This window comes from Cupriavidus sp. LA-1, assembly GCF_055385985.1.
The window spans coordinates 1909641-1927640 of the sequence record NZ_AP031388.1 but is presented as its reverse complement, the minus strand read 5'-3'; the positions used below and the strand labels follow the sequence as shown (position 1 = coordinate 1927640).

General features: G+C 69.6%; 14 protein-coding genes. 6 read left to right on the top strand and 8 right to left on the bottom strand.

Annotated features, from left to right (window positions below):
* Nucleotides 1-70 precede the first annotated feature (70 nt).
* Nucleotides 71-2932 carry an AMP-binding protein gene (locus ACZ5MJ_RS27905; protein WP_464224171.1) on the top strand — a complete coding sequence of 954 codons (2862 nt, stop codon included), beginning with the start codon at nt 71-73 and terminating at the stop codon, nt 2930-2932.
* A gap of 96 nt (nt 2933-3028) precedes the next feature.
* Here ACZ5MJ_RS27905 and ACZ5MJ_RS27900 read toward each other — a convergent pair whose 3' ends face one another.
* Nucleotides 3029-3988, bottom strand: a complete 960-nt coding sequence (locus tag ACZ5MJ_RS27900; protein WP_464224170.1) for a LysR family transcriptional regulator — start codon at nt 3986-3988, stop codon at nt 3029-3031.
* Nucleotides 3989-4109: 121 nt separating this feature from the next.
* On the opposite strand from ACZ5MJ_RS27900, the gene ACZ5MJ_RS27895 reads away from it, so the two are divergent.
* Complete coding sequence (locus tag ACZ5MJ_RS27895) at nt 4110-5279, top strand: M20 aminoacylase family protein (protein ID WP_464224169.1); 1170 nt, start codon at nt 4110-4112, stop codon at nt 5277-5279.
* A gap of 66 nt (nt 5280-5345) precedes the next feature.
* Nucleotides 5346-6671 (top strand): MFS transporter, encoded by a 1326-nt coding sequence (locus ACZ5MJ_RS27890; protein WP_464224168.1) that lies wholly within the window; start codon nt 5346-5348, stop codon nt 6669-6671.
* A gap of 9 nt (nt 6672-6680) precedes the next feature.
* On the opposite strand, the gene ACZ5MJ_RS27885 is transcribed toward ACZ5MJ_RS27890, so the two are convergent.
* Entirely contained in the window at nt 6681-7502 is an 822-nt protein-coding gene (locus tag ACZ5MJ_RS27885; protein ID WP_464224167.1) for an HpcH/HpaI aldolase/citrate lyase family protein, read from the bottom strand.
* 12 nt (nt 7503-7514) lie between these two features.
* The gene (locus ACZ5MJ_RS27880) at nt 7515-8687 is read right to left on the bottom strand and encodes a CaiB/BaiF CoA transferase family protein (protein WP_464224166.1); all 1173 of its coding nucleotides are present in this window, start codon (nt 8685-8687) and stop codon (nt 7515-7517) included.
* A gap of 125 nt (nt 8688-8812) precedes the next feature.
* Here ACZ5MJ_RS27880 and ACZ5MJ_RS27875 point away from each other — a divergent pair, with 125 nt between their 5' ends.
* Together ACZ5MJ_RS27875 and ACZ5MJ_RS27870 are read left to right on the top strand one after the other, a co-directional pair.
* Nucleotides 8813-9781, top strand: a complete 969-nt coding sequence (locus tag ACZ5MJ_RS27875; protein ID WP_464224163.1) for a LysR substrate-binding domain-containing protein — start codon at nt 8813-8815, stop codon at nt 9779-9781.
* Between the two features lie 107 nt (nt 9782-9888).
* Nucleotides 9889-10872 carry a Bug family tripartite tricarboxylate transporter substrate binding protein gene (locus ACZ5MJ_RS27870; protein ID WP_464224162.1) on the top strand — a complete coding sequence of 328 codons (984 nt, stop codon included), beginning with the start codon at nt 9889-9891 and terminating at the stop codon, nt 10870-10872.
* A 52-nt stretch (nt 10873-10924) separates the two neighbouring features.
* Here the strand turns inward: ACZ5MJ_RS27870 and ACZ5MJ_RS27865 are convergent, their stop codons facing one another.
* Nucleotides 10925-11839: a LysR family transcriptional regulator gene (locus ACZ5MJ_RS27865; RefSeq protein ID WP_464224161.1), complete on the bottom strand. Its 915-nt coding sequence runs from the start codon at nt 11837-11839 to the stop codon at nt 10925-10927.
* Between the two features lie 304 nt (nt 11840-12143).
* Here ACZ5MJ_RS27865 and ACZ5MJ_RS27860 point away from each other — a divergent pair, with 304 nt between their 5' ends.
* Nucleotides 12144-13298 carry a methyl-accepting chemotaxis protein gene (locus tag ACZ5MJ_RS27860; RefSeq protein WP_464224159.1) on the top strand — a complete coding sequence of 385 codons (1155 nt, stop codon included), beginning with the start codon at nt 12144-12146 and terminating at the stop codon, nt 13296-13298.
* A 94-nt stretch (nt 13299-13392) separates the two neighbouring features.
* Here the strand turns inward: ACZ5MJ_RS27860 and ACZ5MJ_RS27855 are convergent, their stop codons facing one another.
* From ACZ5MJ_RS27855 to ACZ5MJ_RS27840, 4 genes are all read right to left on the bottom strand, one after another.
* Nucleotides 13393-14730, bottom strand: coding sequence for an aspartate aminotransferase family protein (locus ACZ5MJ_RS27855; protein WP_464224158.1), 1338 nt, complete (start codon nt 14728-14730; stop codon nt 13393-13395).
* 30 nt (nt 14731-14760) lie between these two features.
* Nucleotides 14761-16266, bottom strand: coding sequence for an N-acyl-D-amino-acid deacylase family protein (locus ACZ5MJ_RS27850; RefSeq protein WP_464224157.1), 1506 nt, complete (start codon nt 16264-16266; stop codon nt 14761-14763).
* 209 nt (nt 16267-16475) lie between these two features.
* A complete protein-coding gene (locus ACZ5MJ_RS27845) occupies nt 16476-17831 on the bottom strand; it encodes an AtzE family amidohydrolase (RefSeq protein ID WP_464224156.1) in 1356 nt (451 codons plus the stop codon).
* Entirely contained in the window at nt 17821-18000 is a 180-nt protein-coding gene (locus tag ACZ5MJ_RS27840) for a hypothetical protein (RefSeq protein ID WP_464224155.1), read from the bottom strand. Before ACZ5MJ_RS27840 ends, ACZ5MJ_RS27845 begins: the two co-directional genes overlap by 11 nt.

The window sequence follows — 18000 nt, the reverse complement described above, 5'->3', positions numbered from 1 at the left end:
AGGCGTCATCAGGCAGGGCAGGGCCAGCCAGCACCCGCCCGCCGATGCGTGTGGAAAAGGCGAGACACGCATGAAAGAAGGCTCATCTCCGAGGCGCAACTACGAGGATGCCCTGCTCGGCATCGTACGGGAGATGTCATCGGCCACGCACCCGGCAGCGGAGGCCGAAGCCGACGCCACGGTCTCGCTGGACAGCGCACTTGAAGGCGAACTGGGTTTCGACAGCCTGACGCGTGCCGAGCTGCTGACCCGGATCGAGCAAAGCTTCGGCGTGAGCCTGCCGGAGCAGGTGCTGGGCCAGGCCGATACCCCGCGCGCCCTGCTGCGTGCCTTGCTCGCCGCCCAGGACCTGCCGCCAGGCGCCAGCGCCACGCACCTGCGGCAAGCCCGCCCTACGCCGGCGGAGCAGGCGCCCGAAGGCGCCACCGACTTGCCGGACGTGCTGCGCTGGCACCTGCGCAGCCATCCGGAACGCACCCACATCGTCTTGCTGGACGGCGACGGCGCAGACACGCCGATCAGCTTTGCGCAACTGCACCACCGCGCCGCGGCGATCGCCGCCGGCCTGGCCGCCCGCGGCGTGCAGGCCGGCACGACTGTCGCCATCATGCTGCCCACCAGCCCCGAGTACTTTTACAGCTTCTGCGGCATCCTGCTGGCCGGCGGGATTCCGGTGCCGCTGTACCCGCCGGCGCGGCTGGCGCAGATCGGCGACCACCTGCAGCGCCACGCCGGCATCCTGGCCAACGCGCAGGCACCGATCCTGATCACGGTGGCCCAGGCGCGGCCGCTGGCTGCCCTGCTCAAGGCCTGCACCGGAACGCTGCAAAGCGTGCTCACGCCGCAGGAGCTGGAGGACAGCGCCGGCACCCCGGTCCAGGCGACGCTGCGCACGCACGACATCGCCCTGCTGCAATATACGTCGGGCAGCACCGGCTCGCCCAAGGGGGTGGTGCTCACCCATGCCAACCTGCTGGCCAACCTGCGCGCCATGGGCAAGGTCCTGGCCGTCGGCGCGCAGGATGTCTTTGTCAGCTGGCTGCCGCTTTATCACGACATGGGCCTGATCGGGGCCTGGCTGGGCAGCCTGTATTACGCGTACCCGCTGGTGGTGATGTCGCCGCTGGCCTTCCTGGCGCGGCCCGAGCGCTGGCTCTGGGCGATCCACAAGTACCGCGGCACGCTCTCGGGCGGGCCCAACTTTGCCTACGAGCTGTGCCTGCGCAAGCTGGGCGGCACCGACCTGGCCGGACTGGACCTGTCCAGCTGGCGCTTCGCCTTCAATGGCGCGGAGCCGGTAAGCCTGCAGACCATGCGCGCCTTCCTCGAGCGCTTTGCCCGCTACGGCCTGCGCCCGCAGGCCGCCGCGCCGGTGTACGGACTGGCGGAGGCGTCGCTGGGCCTGACCTTTCCGCCGCTGGGCCGCGCGCTGGCTGCCGACTGCATCGACCGCGCCGAATTCATGCGCGCTGCCGTGGCCGTGCCATCCCGACCCCCTGGCGAACGCGAATCCCCTGGCAAGCGCGAGACCCTGGAATTCCCGTCCTGCGGCCGGCCGCTGCCCGGCCACGAAGTCCGCATCGTCGACGCCACCGGGCGCGAACTGGCCGAGCGGCATGAGGGATTGCTGCAGTTCCGCGGCCCTTCGGCCACCAGCGGCTATTTCCGCAATCCCGTGCAGACCCGGCAGCTGTTCGACCGCGGCTGGCTGAACACCGGGGACTACGCCTATATTGCCGCCGACGAGGTCTATATCACCGGGCGCGCCAAGGAAACCATCGTGCGCGGCGGCCGCAATATCTATCCCTACGAACTGGAGCAGGCGGTCGGCGCCATCCCCGGCATACGCAAGGGCTGCGTGGCCGTGTTCGGCAGCGCCGATCCGGAGAGCGGCACCGAACGCATCGTGGTGATGGCGGAAACCTCCGAGAGGGATGTGCAGGCGCGCCGCGCGCTGCACCGGCATGCGCTGCAGACCGCGCTGGACGTGCTGGGCATGCCGCCGGACCATATCGCCCTGGTGCCGCCGCACAGCATCCTGAAGACGTCGAGCGGCAAGATCCGGCGCGCCGCCTGCCGCGAGCGCTTCGAGCACGGACGCCGCGGCCGCGGCGTGCAAGCGCCCTGGCTGCAGATCGCGCGCTTTGGCTGGCGCGCGCTGGGACCGGAGCTGCGACGTGGCCGGCAGACCGCCGCGGGCCTGTCCTACGCCCTCTACGCCTGGACCCTGTTCGCAACGCTGGCGCCTGTGACCTGGCTGGCAGCGGTCGCGCTGCGCCGGCCGGCCCTGGGCTGGACCTTCAGCCACCACGCCGCCCGGCTGTTGCTCAGGCTGGGCGCGGTCCCCTGGTTCGTGCAAGGGCTTGAACACCTGCCGCGCGACCGGCCCTGCATCCTGGTCTCGAACCACGCCAGCTACCTGGACGGCATCGTGCTGGTGGCGGCGCTGCCCACGCCGGTGTGCATGGTCGCCAAGCGCGAACTGCAGGGCCAGCGCATTCCAGGCACCTACCTGGCCAGCATCGGCGCCGACTTTATCGATCGCTTCGATGCAGTGCGCGAGCACGAGGACGTGGAGCGCGTGGTGGCGGCGGTGCGTGCCGGGCATTCGGCGCTGTTCTTCCCGGAAGGCACTTTCGGGCGTGCGCCGGGGCTGCAGGCCTTCCGCTCGGGCGCTTTCCTGGCGGCCGCGCGGGCCGGCGCGCCGGTGGTACCCATCGCCATCCGCGGCACCCGCTCTGTGCTGCGCGACGGCCAGTGGCTGCCGCGCCGGGGACCGATCGGCGTGGTCATCGGGCGCCCGCTCTGGCCGGACGGCGCAGACTGGGCGGCCGCCATGCGCCTGCGCAATACCGCCCGCGCCGAGATCCTGCATTACTGCGGCGAACCGGATGCGCGGCGCACGACACACCGCGAGGCAAGGCGGGGCTAGACCGAGTGTATTGCCCTGCCGCAACCCTTGCGGCGCGGCCCAGAGGGCGGCACGCAGCCCCACGAAGAAGCGCCGCCCCGGCGCCGGCCGTGACGTTCAGTACAAGACTTCCAGCGCGTCGAACAACTCGCTGTCCCTCGCCGCCGCCGAGCGCGCACGGCGCCGGATCTCCTGCAGCAGGCAATCGGTAAAGCACTGCGCCGCGGGACTGTGCACCGCGTTGTGGCGCGTGATGATGCCGAGCCGGCTGGTCTCGAACTGTTCGGCCAGCGCAAAGGCATGGACCCAGCCGCGCATCGGCTCGGTCAGCAAGAGCGGCCGCGGGCAATAGCTGATCATGCCGGCATTGCGGATCAGCTCCAGCAGCAGCGCGGTGGAGTGCGCGCAGTGCAGCCGCGCCGGTTCGATCCGCGCGTCATGCTGCCAGAACAGGTTGCGCATAAAGGACTCGTAGCTCGCCGCGGTGTAGTTGACGACCCAGTCCTGCTGCAGCAGCCCGTGCAGCGAGCGCGCCCCCGCGCTCGGGTGCCCGCGCCGCGCGATCACGCACGAGGTGTAGGCCAGCAGCGGCTCGCACTCGAACTCCTGCGTGGACATCGCGGCCGTGAACGGCCCCACCGCGAAGTCCAGCGTGCCTTCGCGCAGGCGGGGCAAGGCCACCGCGGTCAGGCCTTCGAAGATCTCCACCTGCACGCCCGGCATGCGTTCGCGAAAGCGCAGCAGCACGCGCGGCAGGAAGGTCAGCATCACCCACGGCGTGACGCTGATGCTCAGCCGCCCCACCCCTTCGCCGCGCAACGTGGCCAGCTCTTCACTGGCGCGGGCGAGCTGCCCGACCACCAGCCGGGCATGGCCCAGCATGCGCTGCCCCGCCTCGGTCAGCGCCACGCCGCTGGCGGTACGCGACAGCAAGGGCAGCCGCGCCTCGCTCTCCAGCTCGCGCAGCGCCTTGGTCACGGCCGCCTGCGACAGCCCGACCAGCCGGGCCGCGGCGCGGATGCTGCCGGCGTCGGCCACGGCGACCAGGGCCTGGATCTGGTGGAGCTTCATCGTCATGGCGGCTTGGAATAGTGACAACCAATGGTTGTCAGGATAACAGCATTGCGGCTATCGGCACGTGCGGCGGCTGCATAAGATCCTTGCACACAATTCCCCGACAAGACCCTCCGGAGACTCCATGCATCCCGATCCCGTCCTGCCCGGCATCCGCGCCATCGAAGCGGAGATGGTGGACCTGCGCCACCGCATCCACGCTCACCCCGAACTCGGCTTCGAGGAATTCGCCACCAGCGACCTGGTGGCGGAATGCCTGCAGGCCTGGGGCTATGCCGTGCATCGCGGCCTGGGCGGCACCGGCGTGGTGGGCACGCTGCGTCACGGCAACGGCCGTGCCATCGGCCTGCGCGCCGACATGGATGCCCTGCCGATCCACGAAGCCACGGGCCTGCCGTATGCCAGCAAGATCGACGGCAAGATGCATGCGTGCGGCCATGACGGCCACACCGCCACGCTGCTGGCCGCGGCCCGCTACCTGGCCGAGCACAAGCCGTTCCAGGGCACGCTGCATGTCATCTTCCAGCCGGCCGAGGAAGGCATGGGCGGCGCGCGCGAGATGATCCGGGAGGGCCTGTTCCGCCTGTTCCCGTGCGATGCGGTGTTCGCGCTGCACAACATGCCCGGCCACCCGACCGGCAAGTTCGGCTTCCTGGGCGGGCCGTTCATGGCGTCGTCCGATACCGTCACGATCCGCGTCACCGGACGCGGCGGCCATGGCGCGGTGCCGCACCGCGCGGTCGATCCGGTGGTGGCCTGCGCGTCGATGGTGATGGCGCTGCAGTCAGTGGTGGCGCGCAACGTGAACCCGCTCGACATGGCCATCGTCACCGTCGGAGCGATCGAGGCCGGCAAGGCGCCCAACGTGATCCCCGAGAGCGCCGAACTGCGCCTGTCGGTGCGCGCGCTGAAGGCCGAGGTGCGCGACCTGCTGCAGGCACGCATCACCGCACTGGCGCATGCCCAGGCCGAAAGCTATGGCGCCAGCGCCGAGGTGCACTACGACCGCCGCTATCCCGTGCTGGTCAACGACCCCGCCACCACCGGAATGGCACGCGAGGTCGCCCGCGAATGGCTGGGCGAGGACGGCCTGATCGACAACATGGTGCCGCTGACCGGCAGCGAGGACTTCTCTTTCATGCTGGAAGAATGCCCGGGCTGCTACCTGATCGTCGGCAATGGCGATGGCGAAGGGGGCTGCATGGTCCATAACCCGGGCTATGACTTCAACGACGCCTGCCTGCCGCTTGCGGCCACCTACTGGGTCAAGCTGGTCGAGCGCTACCTGCGCTGAGCCCCTCCACGCCACCAACAATGACCGGCCCCGAGGCCGGCGCCACCCCACCCACGGAGACACCGAATGTCCACTTCCCTGCCCGCGCAGCCGCTCGACGGCGAGTTTGCCGCGCGCCCGGCCAGCCCTGCCGCGCCGCGCCGGCGCGTGATTGCCGCCATTACCATCGGCAACGGCCTCGAGTTCTACGATTTCACCGTCTACAGCTTCTTCGCGGTGCTGATCGGCAAGCTGTTCTTCCCGGTCAGCGGCAGCTTCGGCCAGCTGATGCTGTCGCTGGCCACGTTTGGCGTGGGCTTTGTCGCGCGCCCGCTTGGCGGATTGCTGATCGGGCTCTACGCCGACCGCGTAGGACGCAAGCCGGCCATGGCGCTGACGCTCTGGCTGATGGGGCTGGGCTCGCTGCTGTTCGTGGTTTCGCCTACCTATGCGCAGGCCGGGCTGGCCGCGCCGCTGCTGATCGTGCTGGCGCGGCTGCTGCAGGGCTTTGCGCTGGGTGGCGAGGTCGGCGCCTCCACGGCGCTGCTGATGGAGTACGCCGACGATCATTCACGCGGCTACTACGGCAGCTGGCAGCTGTTCAGCCAGGGCGTCAGCGTGCTGCTGGGCGCGGTGGTCGGGCTGTCGCTGACCAACGGGCTGTCGCCCGACGCCCTGCAAGGCTGGGGCTGGCGCGTGCCGTTCGCCATCGGCATCCTGGTCATCCCGCTCGGCCTCTATATCCGCCGCCACCTGGAGGAAACCGCAGAAACCCCCGGCGCCGATGCGCCAGGCCACGAACGCGCCGGCCTGTCGGAGATCTTCCGCGGACACGGCCGCGAGGTGGTGGCCGGCGTGCTGGTGACGATCGGCGGCACCTCCGCCACCTATATCGTGCTGCACTACATGACCAGCTACGCGGTGACGGTGCTGAAGATCCCGCTCGGACTCAGCATGGCCGCCGGCTGCGTCGCGGCGCTGGTGCAGGTAGCGCTGTCCGCGTATGCCGGCAGGCTGTCCGACCGCATCGGCCGCAAGCCCGCCATCCTGTGGTCGCGCGTGGCGATGCTGGTGCTGGTCTACCCGGCCTTCCTGCTGCTCAACGCACGGCCGTCGCTCGGCACGCTGCTGGCGGTGGTCGCGATGCTGGCCCTGCCGCTGGTGCTGAACGTGGTGCCGTCCGTGGTGCTGATCACCGAACTCTTCCCGCGCCGCATCCGCGCCAGCGGGCTGTCGGTGGTCTATTGCATCGGCGTGCTGGTGTTCGGCGGCTTCGCGCAGCTGATCGCCACCTGGCTGATCGAGCTGACCGGCAATGCCAGCGCGCCGGCGCTGTATGTGATCGGCTGTGGCCTGATTTCGCTGATCGGGCTGGCGATGGTGCCGGAGACCGCGGGCAAGCGGCTGGACTGAAGGCGGGCGCTAGGCGCCGGCCAGGATCCGGCGCGCGCGTTCCAGCACCGGGCGATCCACCATCTTGCCGTCCACTGCCACGGCGGCGCCATCCGCAGCGGCGGCCGCGGCCATGACGCGCCCGGCCCAGTGCCGCTCATCGGCCGACGGCGCCAGGCCGTCGTGCACGCCGCGGACCTGGCCCGGATGGATCAACAGCTTGGCGCCAAAGCCAAAGGCCCGCGCGCGGCGCGTTTCCGCGGCCAGTGCGGCGTCATCGCCAATTGCGGTGCAGACCCCGTCCACGGGTGCGGGCAAACCCGCCGCGCGGGAATGAAGCACCAGCCGGCTGCGAAAGTAATGCAGCGCTTCGCCATCGTCCTGCACGCCGAGATCGAACATCAGGTCGATGCTGCCGAACAGCAGCCGGACCACGCTGCCGGCACGGGCCAGCTCGCGCAGGCCGGAAAAGCCGGCGGCATTCTCGACCAGCGGGAAACAGCGCACACCGGGCAATGCCGCAACCAGCGCATCGACGCCGCCCGGGTCGGCCTTCGGCAGCACGATGTCGGAGATACCCTGTGCGCGGCACCAGGCGAGATCGTCTTCATAGTACGCGGTATCGGCCCCGTTGATGCGCACCAGCATGGCGACGCCAGCCGCCGCTGCCTGCCCCCATAGCACCGCCCACGGGGCGGCAAGCCCGTCGCGGGCCTGCCCCTTGTCAGCGGGCGCGACCGCATCCTCGAAATCGACAATGACGGCATCGGCACCGGAGGTGATTGCCTTGGCGATGCGCTCCGGTCGCGAGGCCGGGACAAACAGGTAAGTGCGCGGATCGGCGAGCGGCATGGCGGTCTCGCTTCAGACTGCGCCGGCCGAACGCAACGCGGCAATCTGTTCCGCGGTCTGGCCCAGCTCGGCCAGGATGGCATCGGTGCTGGCGCCGAGCGACGGAATCGGATCCATGCGCGCCTCGGTCATGCCCGGCGGCAGCAATGCCGGCACCGGTCCCACCGGCGTGTCGACCTGGCGCCAGCGCTGGCGCGCCGCCAGTTGCGGGTGGTCCCATACGTCGGCGATGGTGTTGACGCGCGCATTGGCAATCCTGGCGGCCTCGAGCCGGTCGACCACCTCATTGGCGGTCAGGCCCGAGAAGCTGTCGACGATGCGCGCGCGCAGCGCCGCACGGTTCTGGTTGCGCAGGCTGTTGCTGGCAAAGTCGGGATGCATGGCCAGATCGGGTTCGCCCAGCACCGCCTGGCAGAACACGACCCACTCGCGCTCGTTCTGCAGCCCCAGCATCACGGTCTTGCCGTCGCCGGTGGGAAACGGGCCATACGGATAGATGGTGGCGTGCGCCGCGCCCGCGCGCGGCGGCGGCTCGGCGCCGTCGAAGGCGTAGTAGAGCGGAAAGCCCATCCACTCCACCATCGACTCCAGCATCGAGATGTCGATGCGCTTGCCGCGCCCGGTCTTGCCGCGTTCCAGCAGCGCGGCAAGGATATTGGTATAGGCATACATGCCGGCAGCGATGTCGGCCACCGAGGCGCCGGCCTTGACGCCTTCCTCCGGCGTGCCGGTCACTGAGACAAAGCCCGACTCGCTCTGGACCAGCAGGTCGTAGGCCTTCTTGTCGCGGTACGGGCCATCGCTGCCATAGCCGGAGATGTCGCACACGATCAGGCGCGGGTACGTCTCGCTCAGGCTGTCGAAGTCCAGGCCCAGGCGCGCGGCCGCGCCGGGCGCGAGGTTCTGCACCAGCACGTCCGCGCGCTCGAGCAGGCCGGCCAGCACGGGCGCGGCCGCTGCGTGCTTGACATCCAGCGTCAGGCTCTCCTTGGAGCGGTTGGTCCAGACAAAGTGCGAAGACAAGCCGCGCACGCGCGTGTCATAGGCGCGGGCAAAGTCGCCGCTGCCGGGCCGCTCGATCTTGATGATGCGCGCGCCCAGGTCCGCCAGCTGGCGGGTGCAGAACGGCGCCGCGATCGCCTGCTCCAGGGAAACGACGGTGATGCCTTCGAGGGGATGGGGCATGGTGGTATCCGGCTTTGCGCAATGTCCTGACGCCAATCTACCGGACCGGGCCGCACCTGGGAAATACCGATTGCCGAGGGGATCATAAGTAAAATGAATACTTTGGAATTCCCCCGGAGCCTGTCATGGACCTGCGCGCCATGCGCTATTTCATCGCCATCGTCGACCAGGGCAGCCTGACTCGCGCCGCCGAAGTGGTCTGCGTGGCGCAGCCCGCACTCAGCCAGCAACTGGCGGCGCTGGAGAAGGAACTGGGCGTGCCGCTGGTCCACCGCGGCGCCAAGGGCGTCAAGCCGACGGAAGCCGGCCGCACGCTCTATCGCCACGCCCGCAATATCCTGCGGCAGGTCGAGATCGCCGGCGCCGAGGTCCGGGTAGCGGGCACGGATGTCACCGGCATGGTTGCCATCGGCCTGCCCACCACCGCGGCAGCGGCATTCGGCATGCCGCTGATCCGCGCCGTGCGCGTCCGCTATCCGCAGATCCGGCTTCAGCTCTTCGAGAGCATGAGCGGCTATATCTCGGAGCTGCTGGACCACAACCGGCTGGATTTCGCCATCCTGTTCCGCGATGCGCCGTCGCGCGCGGTGGAACTGGAGCGGCTGGCGAGCGAATCGCTGTACGTGGTCGGGACGCTTCCCGTGGGGCGCGGGCGCGGCAAGGCGCAACCAAAGGCTCGGCCGCAGGTCACCCCGGAAGGCGCTACGGTCGCAATCAAGGCCCTGGCTGATCTGCCGCTGGTACTGCCAAGCGGCTCGCAGGGACTGCGCGAAGTGGTCGAACTTGCCTTCGCGCAGGCGGGTGCGCCGCTGAATGTGGTGGCCGACCTGGATTCGCTGCCCTTCCTGCTGGCCACCGCGCGTGAGGGCCTCGCCTGCACCATCCTGCCCGCGTCGTCGCTGTCCGAGGCGGACAGCGAGGTGCCGCGGCACCTGATCGTGCCGGAGCTGCGCCGCACGCTGTCGCTGTGCTGGCCACGCGCGCTGCCGCGCACCAGCGCGGCCGAGGCCGTGGCGGAGGTGCTGCGCGAGCTGGTGGCCGGGCGCATTGCGGCGGGCGGGTCGCTGAAGCCACCGCCGCCGGCCGATCAATAAAACTTATGCCCGTAGTCGGCGATTGAATTTCACGCGGGCGCGGCCGTCGGCTAGAGTTGCCACCAGCCCGGGCCGGGATGCGCGGCCCCGCAACTCCAGGAGACACCATGCAACGCACCCGCCGCGCCCTGGCAGCCGCCGCTGCCCTGGCCGCCTGCCTGCCGCTGTTCAGCGCCAGGGCCCTCGCCGCCGACCCCTACCCGTCCAAGCCCATCCAGATGATCGTGCCGCAGGCGCCGGGCGGCACCAACGATATCGTCGCGCGCCTGGTCGCGGTGGCCCTGTCGCAACGTCTCGGCCAGCAGGTGGTGGTGGAAAACCGCCCGGGCGCCGGCGGCAATATCGGCACCCAGGCCGCGGCCCGCGCCACGCCGGACGGCTACACGCTGCTGATGACCATCAGCAGCACGCAGGCGATCAACCCGTCGCTGTACCGGAGCATCCCGTTCGACCCGATCAAGGACTTTGAGCCGATCGCCCCGGTGGCGAGCGTGCCGAACATGCTGGTGGCCAATCCCGCCTTCCCCGCCAGGTCGCTGCCCGACCTGATCGCGATGGCCAGGGCCAAGCCGGACCACTACCGCTTTGCCTCCGCCGGCAATGGCACGCTGAACCACCTGCTGGGCGAGATGCTGAACAGCATGGCGGGCATCAGGCTCGAGCATGTGCCATACAAGGGCGTGGCGCCGGCGCTGAACGATGTGCTGGGCAACCAGGTGCCGCTGGCCTTCGCCAGCCTGCCGTCGGTGCTGGCCCACATCAAGGCGGGCAAGGTGCGCGCGCTCGGCGTCAGCTCGGCCAGGCGCTCGCCGTTCGCACCGGACATTCCCGCGATCAGCGAAACCGTGCCCGGCTATAGCGGCGACCTCTGGGTCGGCCTGTTCGCGGTCAGGGGCACGCCGAAGGACGTAACCCAGAAGCTCAGCCAGACCATGCAGGAGATCCTGGCGGACAAGACGCTGCGCGACAAGCTGGCCGCACAGGGCGCCGAAGTCATGACCGGCACGCCGCAGCAGTTCAGCAAGATGCTGGTGTCCGACATGGACAAGTGGGCGCGCATCGTGAAGGCTTCGGGCGCGCAGGTGGACTGAGCGCGTTTCGGGCAACCAGGCGGACATGCCACCAGGCATGCCGCCACTCCCCCTATCGGCCGACCTGCGCCGCCAGCTCGGCCGTCCGCTCCGCCACAAAATCCCGCAGCGCCCGCAGCAGCGGCGTCACCTGCCGCCGCCCCGGCACCACCATGTACAGCGGCGACGCCTCGGTGCCCCAGTCCGTGCACAGCGCCTGCAAGCGCCCTTCGGCCAGGTCCCCGGCCACATCGAAATAGGCCTTGTACGCGATCCCCCTGCCGAGCAGCGCCCAGCGGTGCACGGCATCGCCGTCGTTGGACACATTGAAGGCCCGCACGCGCACGGTGGCGGCTTCGGTGCCATGGCGCCAGAAGCGCCAGCGGTCGTGCACTTCGTCGCCGAGCATGTAGCACAGGCAGTTGTGTTCCGACAGCGCCAACGGCGTGTCGGGAGCCCCGTGCCGCGCCAGGTATTGCGGCGACGCGCACAGCACGCGGCAATTCTCGGGCGCCACCGGCAGCGCCACCAGGTTGGAGTCCGGCGGCTCGCCGTAGCGGAACGCCGCGTCCACCGGGTCGCTGTAGATATTGGCGATGCGGTCGGTCAGGTGCAGGCGGATCTCCACCTGCGGGTGCAGTGCCTGGAAGGCATCGAGCCAAGGCAGCAGCAGGTTGCGGCCGAAATCCGACGTTGCCGATAGCTTCAGCGCGCCGCGGAAGGCCTGCACGCCGGTGGCCAGGTGCTGACCGACCTGCTGCAGCGCGTCCAGCGCCGGCCGGCCTTGTGCCAGCAGCAATTCGCCCGCCTGCGTCAGGCGCATGGTGCGGGTGGAACGCACGAACAGCTGCACGCCCAGCTCGGCCTCCAGCCGCTTGAGCGCAGCGCTGGCGGCAGCCGGGGTCAGGTCCAGCGCGCGCGCGGCGGCCGAGAGGCTGCCGCTGTCGGCGGTGCGCACGAAGATGTCCAGGTCTTGCAGGGCCTTCATTGGGTGATCCCCGGGGCAGGCTGTGATTTTCAAATACTAATTGATAGTCACGGCAAACAGCGTGAGGTTCTTCAAAGGAAAGGGCTAATAGGAGGGTGGCGGACCGGATGTCGCACGCAAGCTTCCGCGCCGACGGACTGCCGGCGGCGGCGGCAAGCCCCGCGCCCAGGAATCTGCTAAAGACCACGCTTACCCGGCCGTTAAGTATGAGTTGGCCAGCCAAGACATTGGCAAGACAGGCGGCCGGCACGCCGGCGCCTGCACTTCTGGGGTGGTGGAGTCTGATCAGAACGGGGAGAGAGACATGCAGAACCTGGGAATTCGCATACGCCTGGGCGCGGCGTTCGGCGCCATGTGGTCGCTGATGGCGATCGGGATCGCGGTGGCCTTGCCGCGGATGCAGGATGCGGACGACGCGCGCCGCCTGCTGATCGCGCTGGGCGTGGGCGGGCTATGCTTGGCGCTGGGCGCGGTCTGGGCACTGGCGCGCAGCATCGAGGCGCCGCTGGCCGAAGCCGTCTACATTGCCGAGACCGTCGCAGCGGGCGACCTCAGCCAGGAGTTCAACACCGAGCGCGGCGGCGAATTTGGCCGGCTGCTGGGCGGCCTGGGCGAGATGGAAGACATGCTGACCGACCTGGTGACGCGCATCCGCGCCTCCACCGATTCGATCACCACCGCTTCGCACCAGATCGCCGCGGGCAATACCGACCTGTCGCAGCGCACGGAAGAGCAGGCGGCGGCGCTGGAAGAGACGGCTTCGAGCATGGGCGAGCTGACCTCGATGGTCCGGCAGAACACCGAGCGCGCCCGCACCGCCAACGGGCTGGCGGCCACCGCATCGGGCATCGCCGCGCGCGGCGGCGAAGTGGTGGGCAACGTCGTGCAGACCATGTCGGCGATCAGCGCCAGCTCACGCAAGGTCACGGACATCATTGAAGTAATCGAAGGCATTGCCTTCCAGACCAATATCCTGGCACTGAACGCCGCGGTGGAAGCGGCGCGCGCGGGCGAGCAGGGCCGTGGCTTTGCCGTGGTGGCGGGCGAGGTGCGCACGCTGGCACAACGCAGTGCGTCGGCGGCGCGGGAGATCAAGCAGCTGATCGACGATTCGGTGCAGCAGGTGGACAGCGGCTCGGCGCTGGTGGGCCGGGCCGGGGAAACCATGCAGGAGATCGTTCAGGCCGTGGCCAGCGTGACGGGGCTGCTGGGCGAGATCACCGCGGCGTCCGAACAGCAAAGCGCCGGCATCGCACAGGTCAATGAGGCGGTGGCACAGATGGATACGGTGACGCAGCAAAATGCCGCGCTGGTGGAGCAGGCGGCCAGTGCGTCGCAGGCGCTGGCGGGTCAGGCTACCGAACTGCAGCGTGTGGTGGGGGAGTTCAAGCTGGATGCGGAGCCGGCAGCGCTGGCGTCAGGGCACGGCTCGCTCAGGCAGGTTGCTGCGTTCGCCTGATGTGGGCGTCACGGACTGCGGACTGATTGGGTGCTCCCTCTCCCGCTTGCGGGAGAGAGGAGCAAGCCAGCGGCATGCTGACGTCGTCAGCAACTTAGACCGTGACGCCAGCCGGCAGCACCGTCTGCACCGCCGCGGCAAAGCGCTCGACAATCCGGTCGATATCCTGCGGCGTGCAGATGAACGGCGGTGCGAACAGCACGTGGTCGCCATGCACGCCATCGACCGTGCCCCCCATAGGATAGACCAGCAGGCCATTCTGCATCGCGGCGGATTTCAGCCGCGCATGCGTCTTCAGCGCGGGATCGAGCGTGGCCTTGCTGTCGCGGTCGGCTACGAACTCCACGCCGACGAACAAGCCGCGTCCGCGGATATCACCCAGGTTGGGATGATCGTCCAGCGCCTCGCGCAGCCGTGCGCGCAGTTGCTCGCCGCGCGCCAGCACATTGGCCAGCAAGTTGTCTTCGGCGATGGTGCGCTGTACCGCCAGCGCCGCGGCGCAAGCGGTGGCATGGCCAATATAGGTGTGGCCGTGCTGGAAGAAGCCGCTGCCGCCGACGATGGCGTCGTAGATCCGGCGGGTCGACAGCATCGCGCCGATCGGCTGGTAGCCGGCGCCCAGGCCCTTGGCGATGGTGACGATGTCGGGCACCACGCCGTCCTCTTCGCACGCGAACAGGTAGCCGGTGCGGCCCATGCCTGACATCACTTCGTCCAGGATCAGCAGCACGCCGTACTTGTCGCACACCGCGCGGATGCGCTTCAGGTAGTCGCCCACCGGCGGCACCGCGCCGGCGGTGGCGCCCACCACGGTTTCGGCGACGAAGGCGGCCACGGTGTCCGGGCCCAGTTCCAGGATCTTCGCTTCCAGCTCGTCGGCCAGGCGCTGTGCGTATTGCGCATCGGTCTCGCCGGCTTGCTGGTCGCGGTAGGCATAGCACGGCGACACGTGGTGCGCCGGCACCAGCAGCGGCAGGAACGGCTCGCGCCGCCACGCGTTGCCGCCGATGGCCAGCGCGCCCAGCGTATTGCCGTGGTAGCTCTGGCGGCGCGCGATGAAGTGGCGGCGGCCGGGCTGCCCCACTTCGACGAAATACTGCCGCGCCAGCTTCAGCGCCGACTCCACCGCCTCCGAACCGCCCGAGACAAAGTAGACATGGTCCAGGTCGCCCGGCGCCGCCTGCACGAGCGTATCAGCCAGGGTCTCGGACACCTCGGTGGTGAAGAACGAGGTATGCGCGTAGGCGATGGTGTCGAGCTGCGCCTTGATCGCCTCGATCACGCGCGGATGGCCGTGCCCCAGGCACGACACGGCGGCACCGCCGGAGGCGTCCAGATAGCGGCGGCCTTCGCTGTCGATCAGTTCGATGCCCTGTCCGGCGACGGCAACGGGCAGCTTCTGGCGCGGATTGCGATGGAATACGTGGGTCATGATGGTGTGGTGGTGGTGCCAGGCCACGCGTCAGCGGCGCGCGGCGGAAGTGGTTTCAGTGGGACGGCGCTGCAGCACGCGGCCGGAAAAAGCTGGCAGCGCGCTGCCTTCGCTATCCGCCCGCGCGGACTGTTCCCAGACCCGGGCGCCGTTGACCCAGACGCCGTGGATGCCGGTGCTCAGTTGCAGCGGATCTTCAAAGGTGGCGCGGTCCTGCACGCGGTCGGCATCGAACAGCACCAGGTCGGCAAACGCGCCCGGCACGATCTGGCCGCGGTCGGCCAGCCCGTACTGCTGCGCGGCCAGGCCGGACATCTTGTGGATCGCGGTTTCCAGCGTCATCAGCTGGTCTTCGCGCACCATGCGCGCCAGGATGCGCGGGAAGGTCCCCCACTGGCGTGGATGCGGGCGCGGATCGAACGGCAGGCCGTCGGAGCCGAAGATGGTCAGCGGAAACTGCGCAATGCGCTCGACGTCGCGCTCATCCATGATGAAGTAGATCGCCGCCGCGGGCCGCAGCCTGGCCAGCAGCGCGTCTTCGTCCAGGCCAAGCTCCTGCATCAGCTCGTGGAAGTCGCGGCCGCCCGCGGCCGGGTAGCCGGTCGACCACGTGATCATGGTGCGCGTGGACTGGCGCACGCGGTCCAGCCGCAGCATGGTCGAGGTCGCGGGATAGGGGTGGCAGTCCAGGCATAGCGGCTGCAGGCGCGCGGCGTCGGCCAGCAGGCCCAGCGTTTCAACCGAGCGGCCATGATTGCGCTTGCCCGCCACCTTGTGGTGGGAGAACACCACCGGGCAGTCGAGCGCTCGGCCGATGCGCAGCGCTTCTTCGATCGACGGCACGATGTCGTCGGTCTCGTCGCGCAGGTGCGTGGAATAGAGGCCGCCGTGGGTGCGGACCGGCTCGCACACGGCGATGATCTCGGCTTCGGTGGCGGCTGCCGCGGGCGGATAGAACGTGCCGGTCGACACGCCGAAGGCGCCCGCCTCCATCGCCAGCCCGACCTCGTCGCGCATGGCGGCAATTTCCGCTTCATTGGCAGGCCGGTCCAGTTGCGGCATCGCGCGCACGCGCAGCGTGGAGTGCCCGAGCAGCGGCACCACGTTGACATTGGCCGGCGTCGCGCGCAACGCGTCGAGCCACTGCGCGAAGGTATCGAAGCGGAACAGCGCGGGCGGCCCCAGCAGGTCCAGCGGCTGCGGCGGCGCGCTGCTGACCAGCGGCGCCACGCTGATGCCGCAGTTGCCGGTCACCACCGTGGTGATGCCCTGCGACACCTTGGGCGTCATGTCCCGATGCACCAGCAGGTAGCCGTCGTCGTGCGTGTGGGCGTCGATAAAGCCCGGCGCCAGTACGCGGCCGGTTGCATCGACCGTGTGGTCCGCGGCCATGTCGGCGCAGTCGCCCACAGCAATGATGCGGTCGCCCGCGACGGCGACATCGGCCACGCGGCGAGGGGCGCCTGTGCCGTCAACGACCGTGGCGTTGCGGAAGATCAGGTCGGCGCGCCGGGGCGCGGCTGCTTGCGATGCCATCGTCAATCCTTGTCTCGTCAGCGGGCTCTACTGCCGATCTCTTTATCCCGTTCAGAACCTGGGTTGGCCCCGTCTACCCTCTTGCAGTATAGGGGCATGGTCCGATTCAATGCAACATTTGTTGCGCTAATCATGGAAATGAAACGCGACGACGCAACGACGGCACGACAGTCCTTGCCGCAATGGCCCCGGAACTCATGAAACAGTCGTTACAGCCGTCGTAGCGCCGCGCTGCGGCACAGCCCCAGCGCCTCGAGGAAGCGCGCCGCCGCCAGCGCCTGGCTCTCCAGCCAGGGCGCCGCCACGATCTGGATGCCCGCGGGCAGGCCCTCGCCCGCACAAGGCGCGGCCACCACTGGCAGGCCCGCCAGCGACAACGGCCGCGTCAGGTGCCCGGCATCGGCACGCGGCCGGTAGATGCGGCCGGTGCCGTTGACCGTATCGGCGCCGATCGGCGTTGCCGCATAGGGCGTCGAAGGGGTCAGAAGCAGGTCGACGTCATCGAACAGCGCCAGCAGCCGCTGCCGCCACGCCGACTGGTACTGGCGCGCGGTGTCATACCAGCCGCGCGGCATCGCCAGCCCGGCCAGGATGCGCTGGCGTACGAAGGCGCTGTAGCCGGCGTGGCGCTCGGAGAATCCCATGGCCTGGTGGTTGCGCCCGACTTCATAGGCGGAGATCACCGAGGCCGCGTCGCGCGCCATGTCGGTGTCGGGCAGGTCGATGGCGCGCACCGCGCCAAAGGCCGAAGCCACACGCAGCACGGCCGCCTGCACTTCGGGCTCGGCAAAATCAGAGAAGCCGCGGCCGAGCACGCCAACGCGCAGCGACGCCACACCACGGCCTTGCGGGTCCACAGGAATGTCCACGCCGAGCATGGCCGCATAGGCCAGCGCGAGGTCACCGGCGCTACCCGCCATCGGGCCAACGGTATCCAGGCTCTGCGCGTACGGCACGCATCCCGCCAAAGACAAGCGCCCCGTGGTCGGGCGCAGCCCCCAGATGCCACAGAACGCGGCCGGGGCGCGGATCGAGCCGTTGGTGTCCGAACCCAGCCCGAACGGCACCACCCCGGCAGCCACCAGTGCCGCCGTGCCAGCGGACGAGCCGCCGGTGATGCGTGATGGATCGAGCGGATTGCGCACCGGACCGCCGATCACGTTCTCGCCGGTGGCACCGCACGCGTATTCGTCCATCGCCGCCAGCGCGACCGGCACCGCACCTGCTGCAACCAGCGCTTCGACCGTGTCGGCGTGGCGCGTTGCCGGCGGCTCCTGCGCGCGTGGCGCGGCCCCTGCCAGCGTGGCGTGGCCGCGCACGTCCAGCAGGTTCTTCACCACGAATGGCACGCCGGCCAGCGGCGGCAACGGCCGGCCCTGCGCGCGCAGCCGGTCCAGCGCTGCGGCCTGCGCCAGCGCGCTGTCCGCCAGCAGGGCCGAGCAGGCATTGAGCGGCGCGGCGGCTTCGGCGCGCTGCAGGGCGTCTTGCACCAGATCGATCGCCAGCCGCTCGCCGCTGCGCACTTGCGCGGCCATGGCAGCGGCCGTCAGCCGTTCAGCAGCCATGCTGCCCCTCCCCTTGCGCCAACGCCTGGCGCAATCCCGCCACCATGGCCGCCATGCCGGCCAGCAGCGCGGCGGCCTGCTCGCAATCCTGCCGCGCCACCGGCACCTGCAGGGCCGCGGCGGCTTGCGCAAGGAGGCTGGTGGGATCGTCGTCGGTTGCTTGCGCCAT

What these genes read in the sequence shown, in the direction of transcription:
- ACZ5MJ_RS27905 (WP_464224171.1), top strand. Translation starts at nt 71, where the DNA reads ATGAAAGAAGGCTCATCTCCGAGGCGCAACTACGAGGATGCCCTGCTC.
- ACZ5MJ_RS27900 (WP_464224170.1), bottom strand. Translation starts at nt 3,988, where the DNA reads ATGACGATGAAGCTCCACCAGATCCAGGCCCTGGTCGCCGTGGCCGAC.
- ACZ5MJ_RS27895 (WP_464224169.1), top strand. Translation starts at nt 4,110, where the DNA reads ATGCATCCCGATCCCGTCCTGCCCGGCATCCGCGCCATCGAAGCGGAG.
- ACZ5MJ_RS27890 (WP_464224168.1), top strand. Translation starts at nt 5,346, where the DNA reads ATGTCCACTTCCCTGCCCGCGCAGCCGCTCGACGGCGAGTTTGCCGCG.
- ACZ5MJ_RS27885 (WP_464224167.1), bottom strand. Translation starts at nt 7,502, where the DNA reads ATGCCGCTCGCCGATCCGCGCACTTACCTGTTTGTCCCGGCCTCGCGA.
- ACZ5MJ_RS27880 (WP_464224166.1), bottom strand. Translation starts at nt 8,687, where the DNA reads ATGCCCCATCCCCTCGAAGGCATCACCGTCGTTTCCCTGGAGCAGGCG.
- ACZ5MJ_RS27875 (WP_464224163.1), top strand. Translation starts at nt 8,813, where the DNA reads ATGGACCTGCGCGCCATGCGCTATTTCATCGCCATCGTCGACCAGGGC.
- ACZ5MJ_RS27870 (WP_464224162.1), top strand. Translation starts at nt 9,889, where the DNA reads ATGCAACGCACCCGCCGCGCCCTGGCAGCCGCCGCTGCCCTGGCCGCC.
- ACZ5MJ_RS27865 (WP_464224161.1), bottom strand. Translation starts at nt 11,839, where the DNA reads ATGAAGGCCCTGCAAGACCTGGACATCTTCGTGCGCACCGCCGACAGC.
- ACZ5MJ_RS27860 (WP_464224159.1), top strand. Translation starts at nt 12,144, where the DNA reads ATGCAGAACCTGGGAATTCGCATACGCCTGGGCGCGGCGTTCGGCGCC.
- ACZ5MJ_RS27855 (WP_464224158.1), bottom strand. Translation starts at nt 14,730, where the DNA reads ATGACCCACGTATTCCATCGCAATCCGCGCCAGAAGCTGCCCGTTGCC.
- ACZ5MJ_RS27850 (WP_464224157.1), bottom strand. Translation starts at nt 16,266, where the DNA reads ATGGCATCGCAAGCAGCCGCGCCCCGGCGCGCCGACCTGATCTTCCGC.
- ACZ5MJ_RS27845 (WP_464224156.1), bottom strand. Translation starts at nt 17,831, where the DNA reads ATGGCTGCTGAACGGCTGACGGCCGCTGCCATGGCCGCGCAAGTGCGC.
- ACZ5MJ_RS27840 (WP_464224155.1), bottom strand. Translation starts at nt 18,000, where the DNA reads ATGGCGCAAGCAACCGACGACGATCCCACCAGCCTCCTTGCGCAAGCC.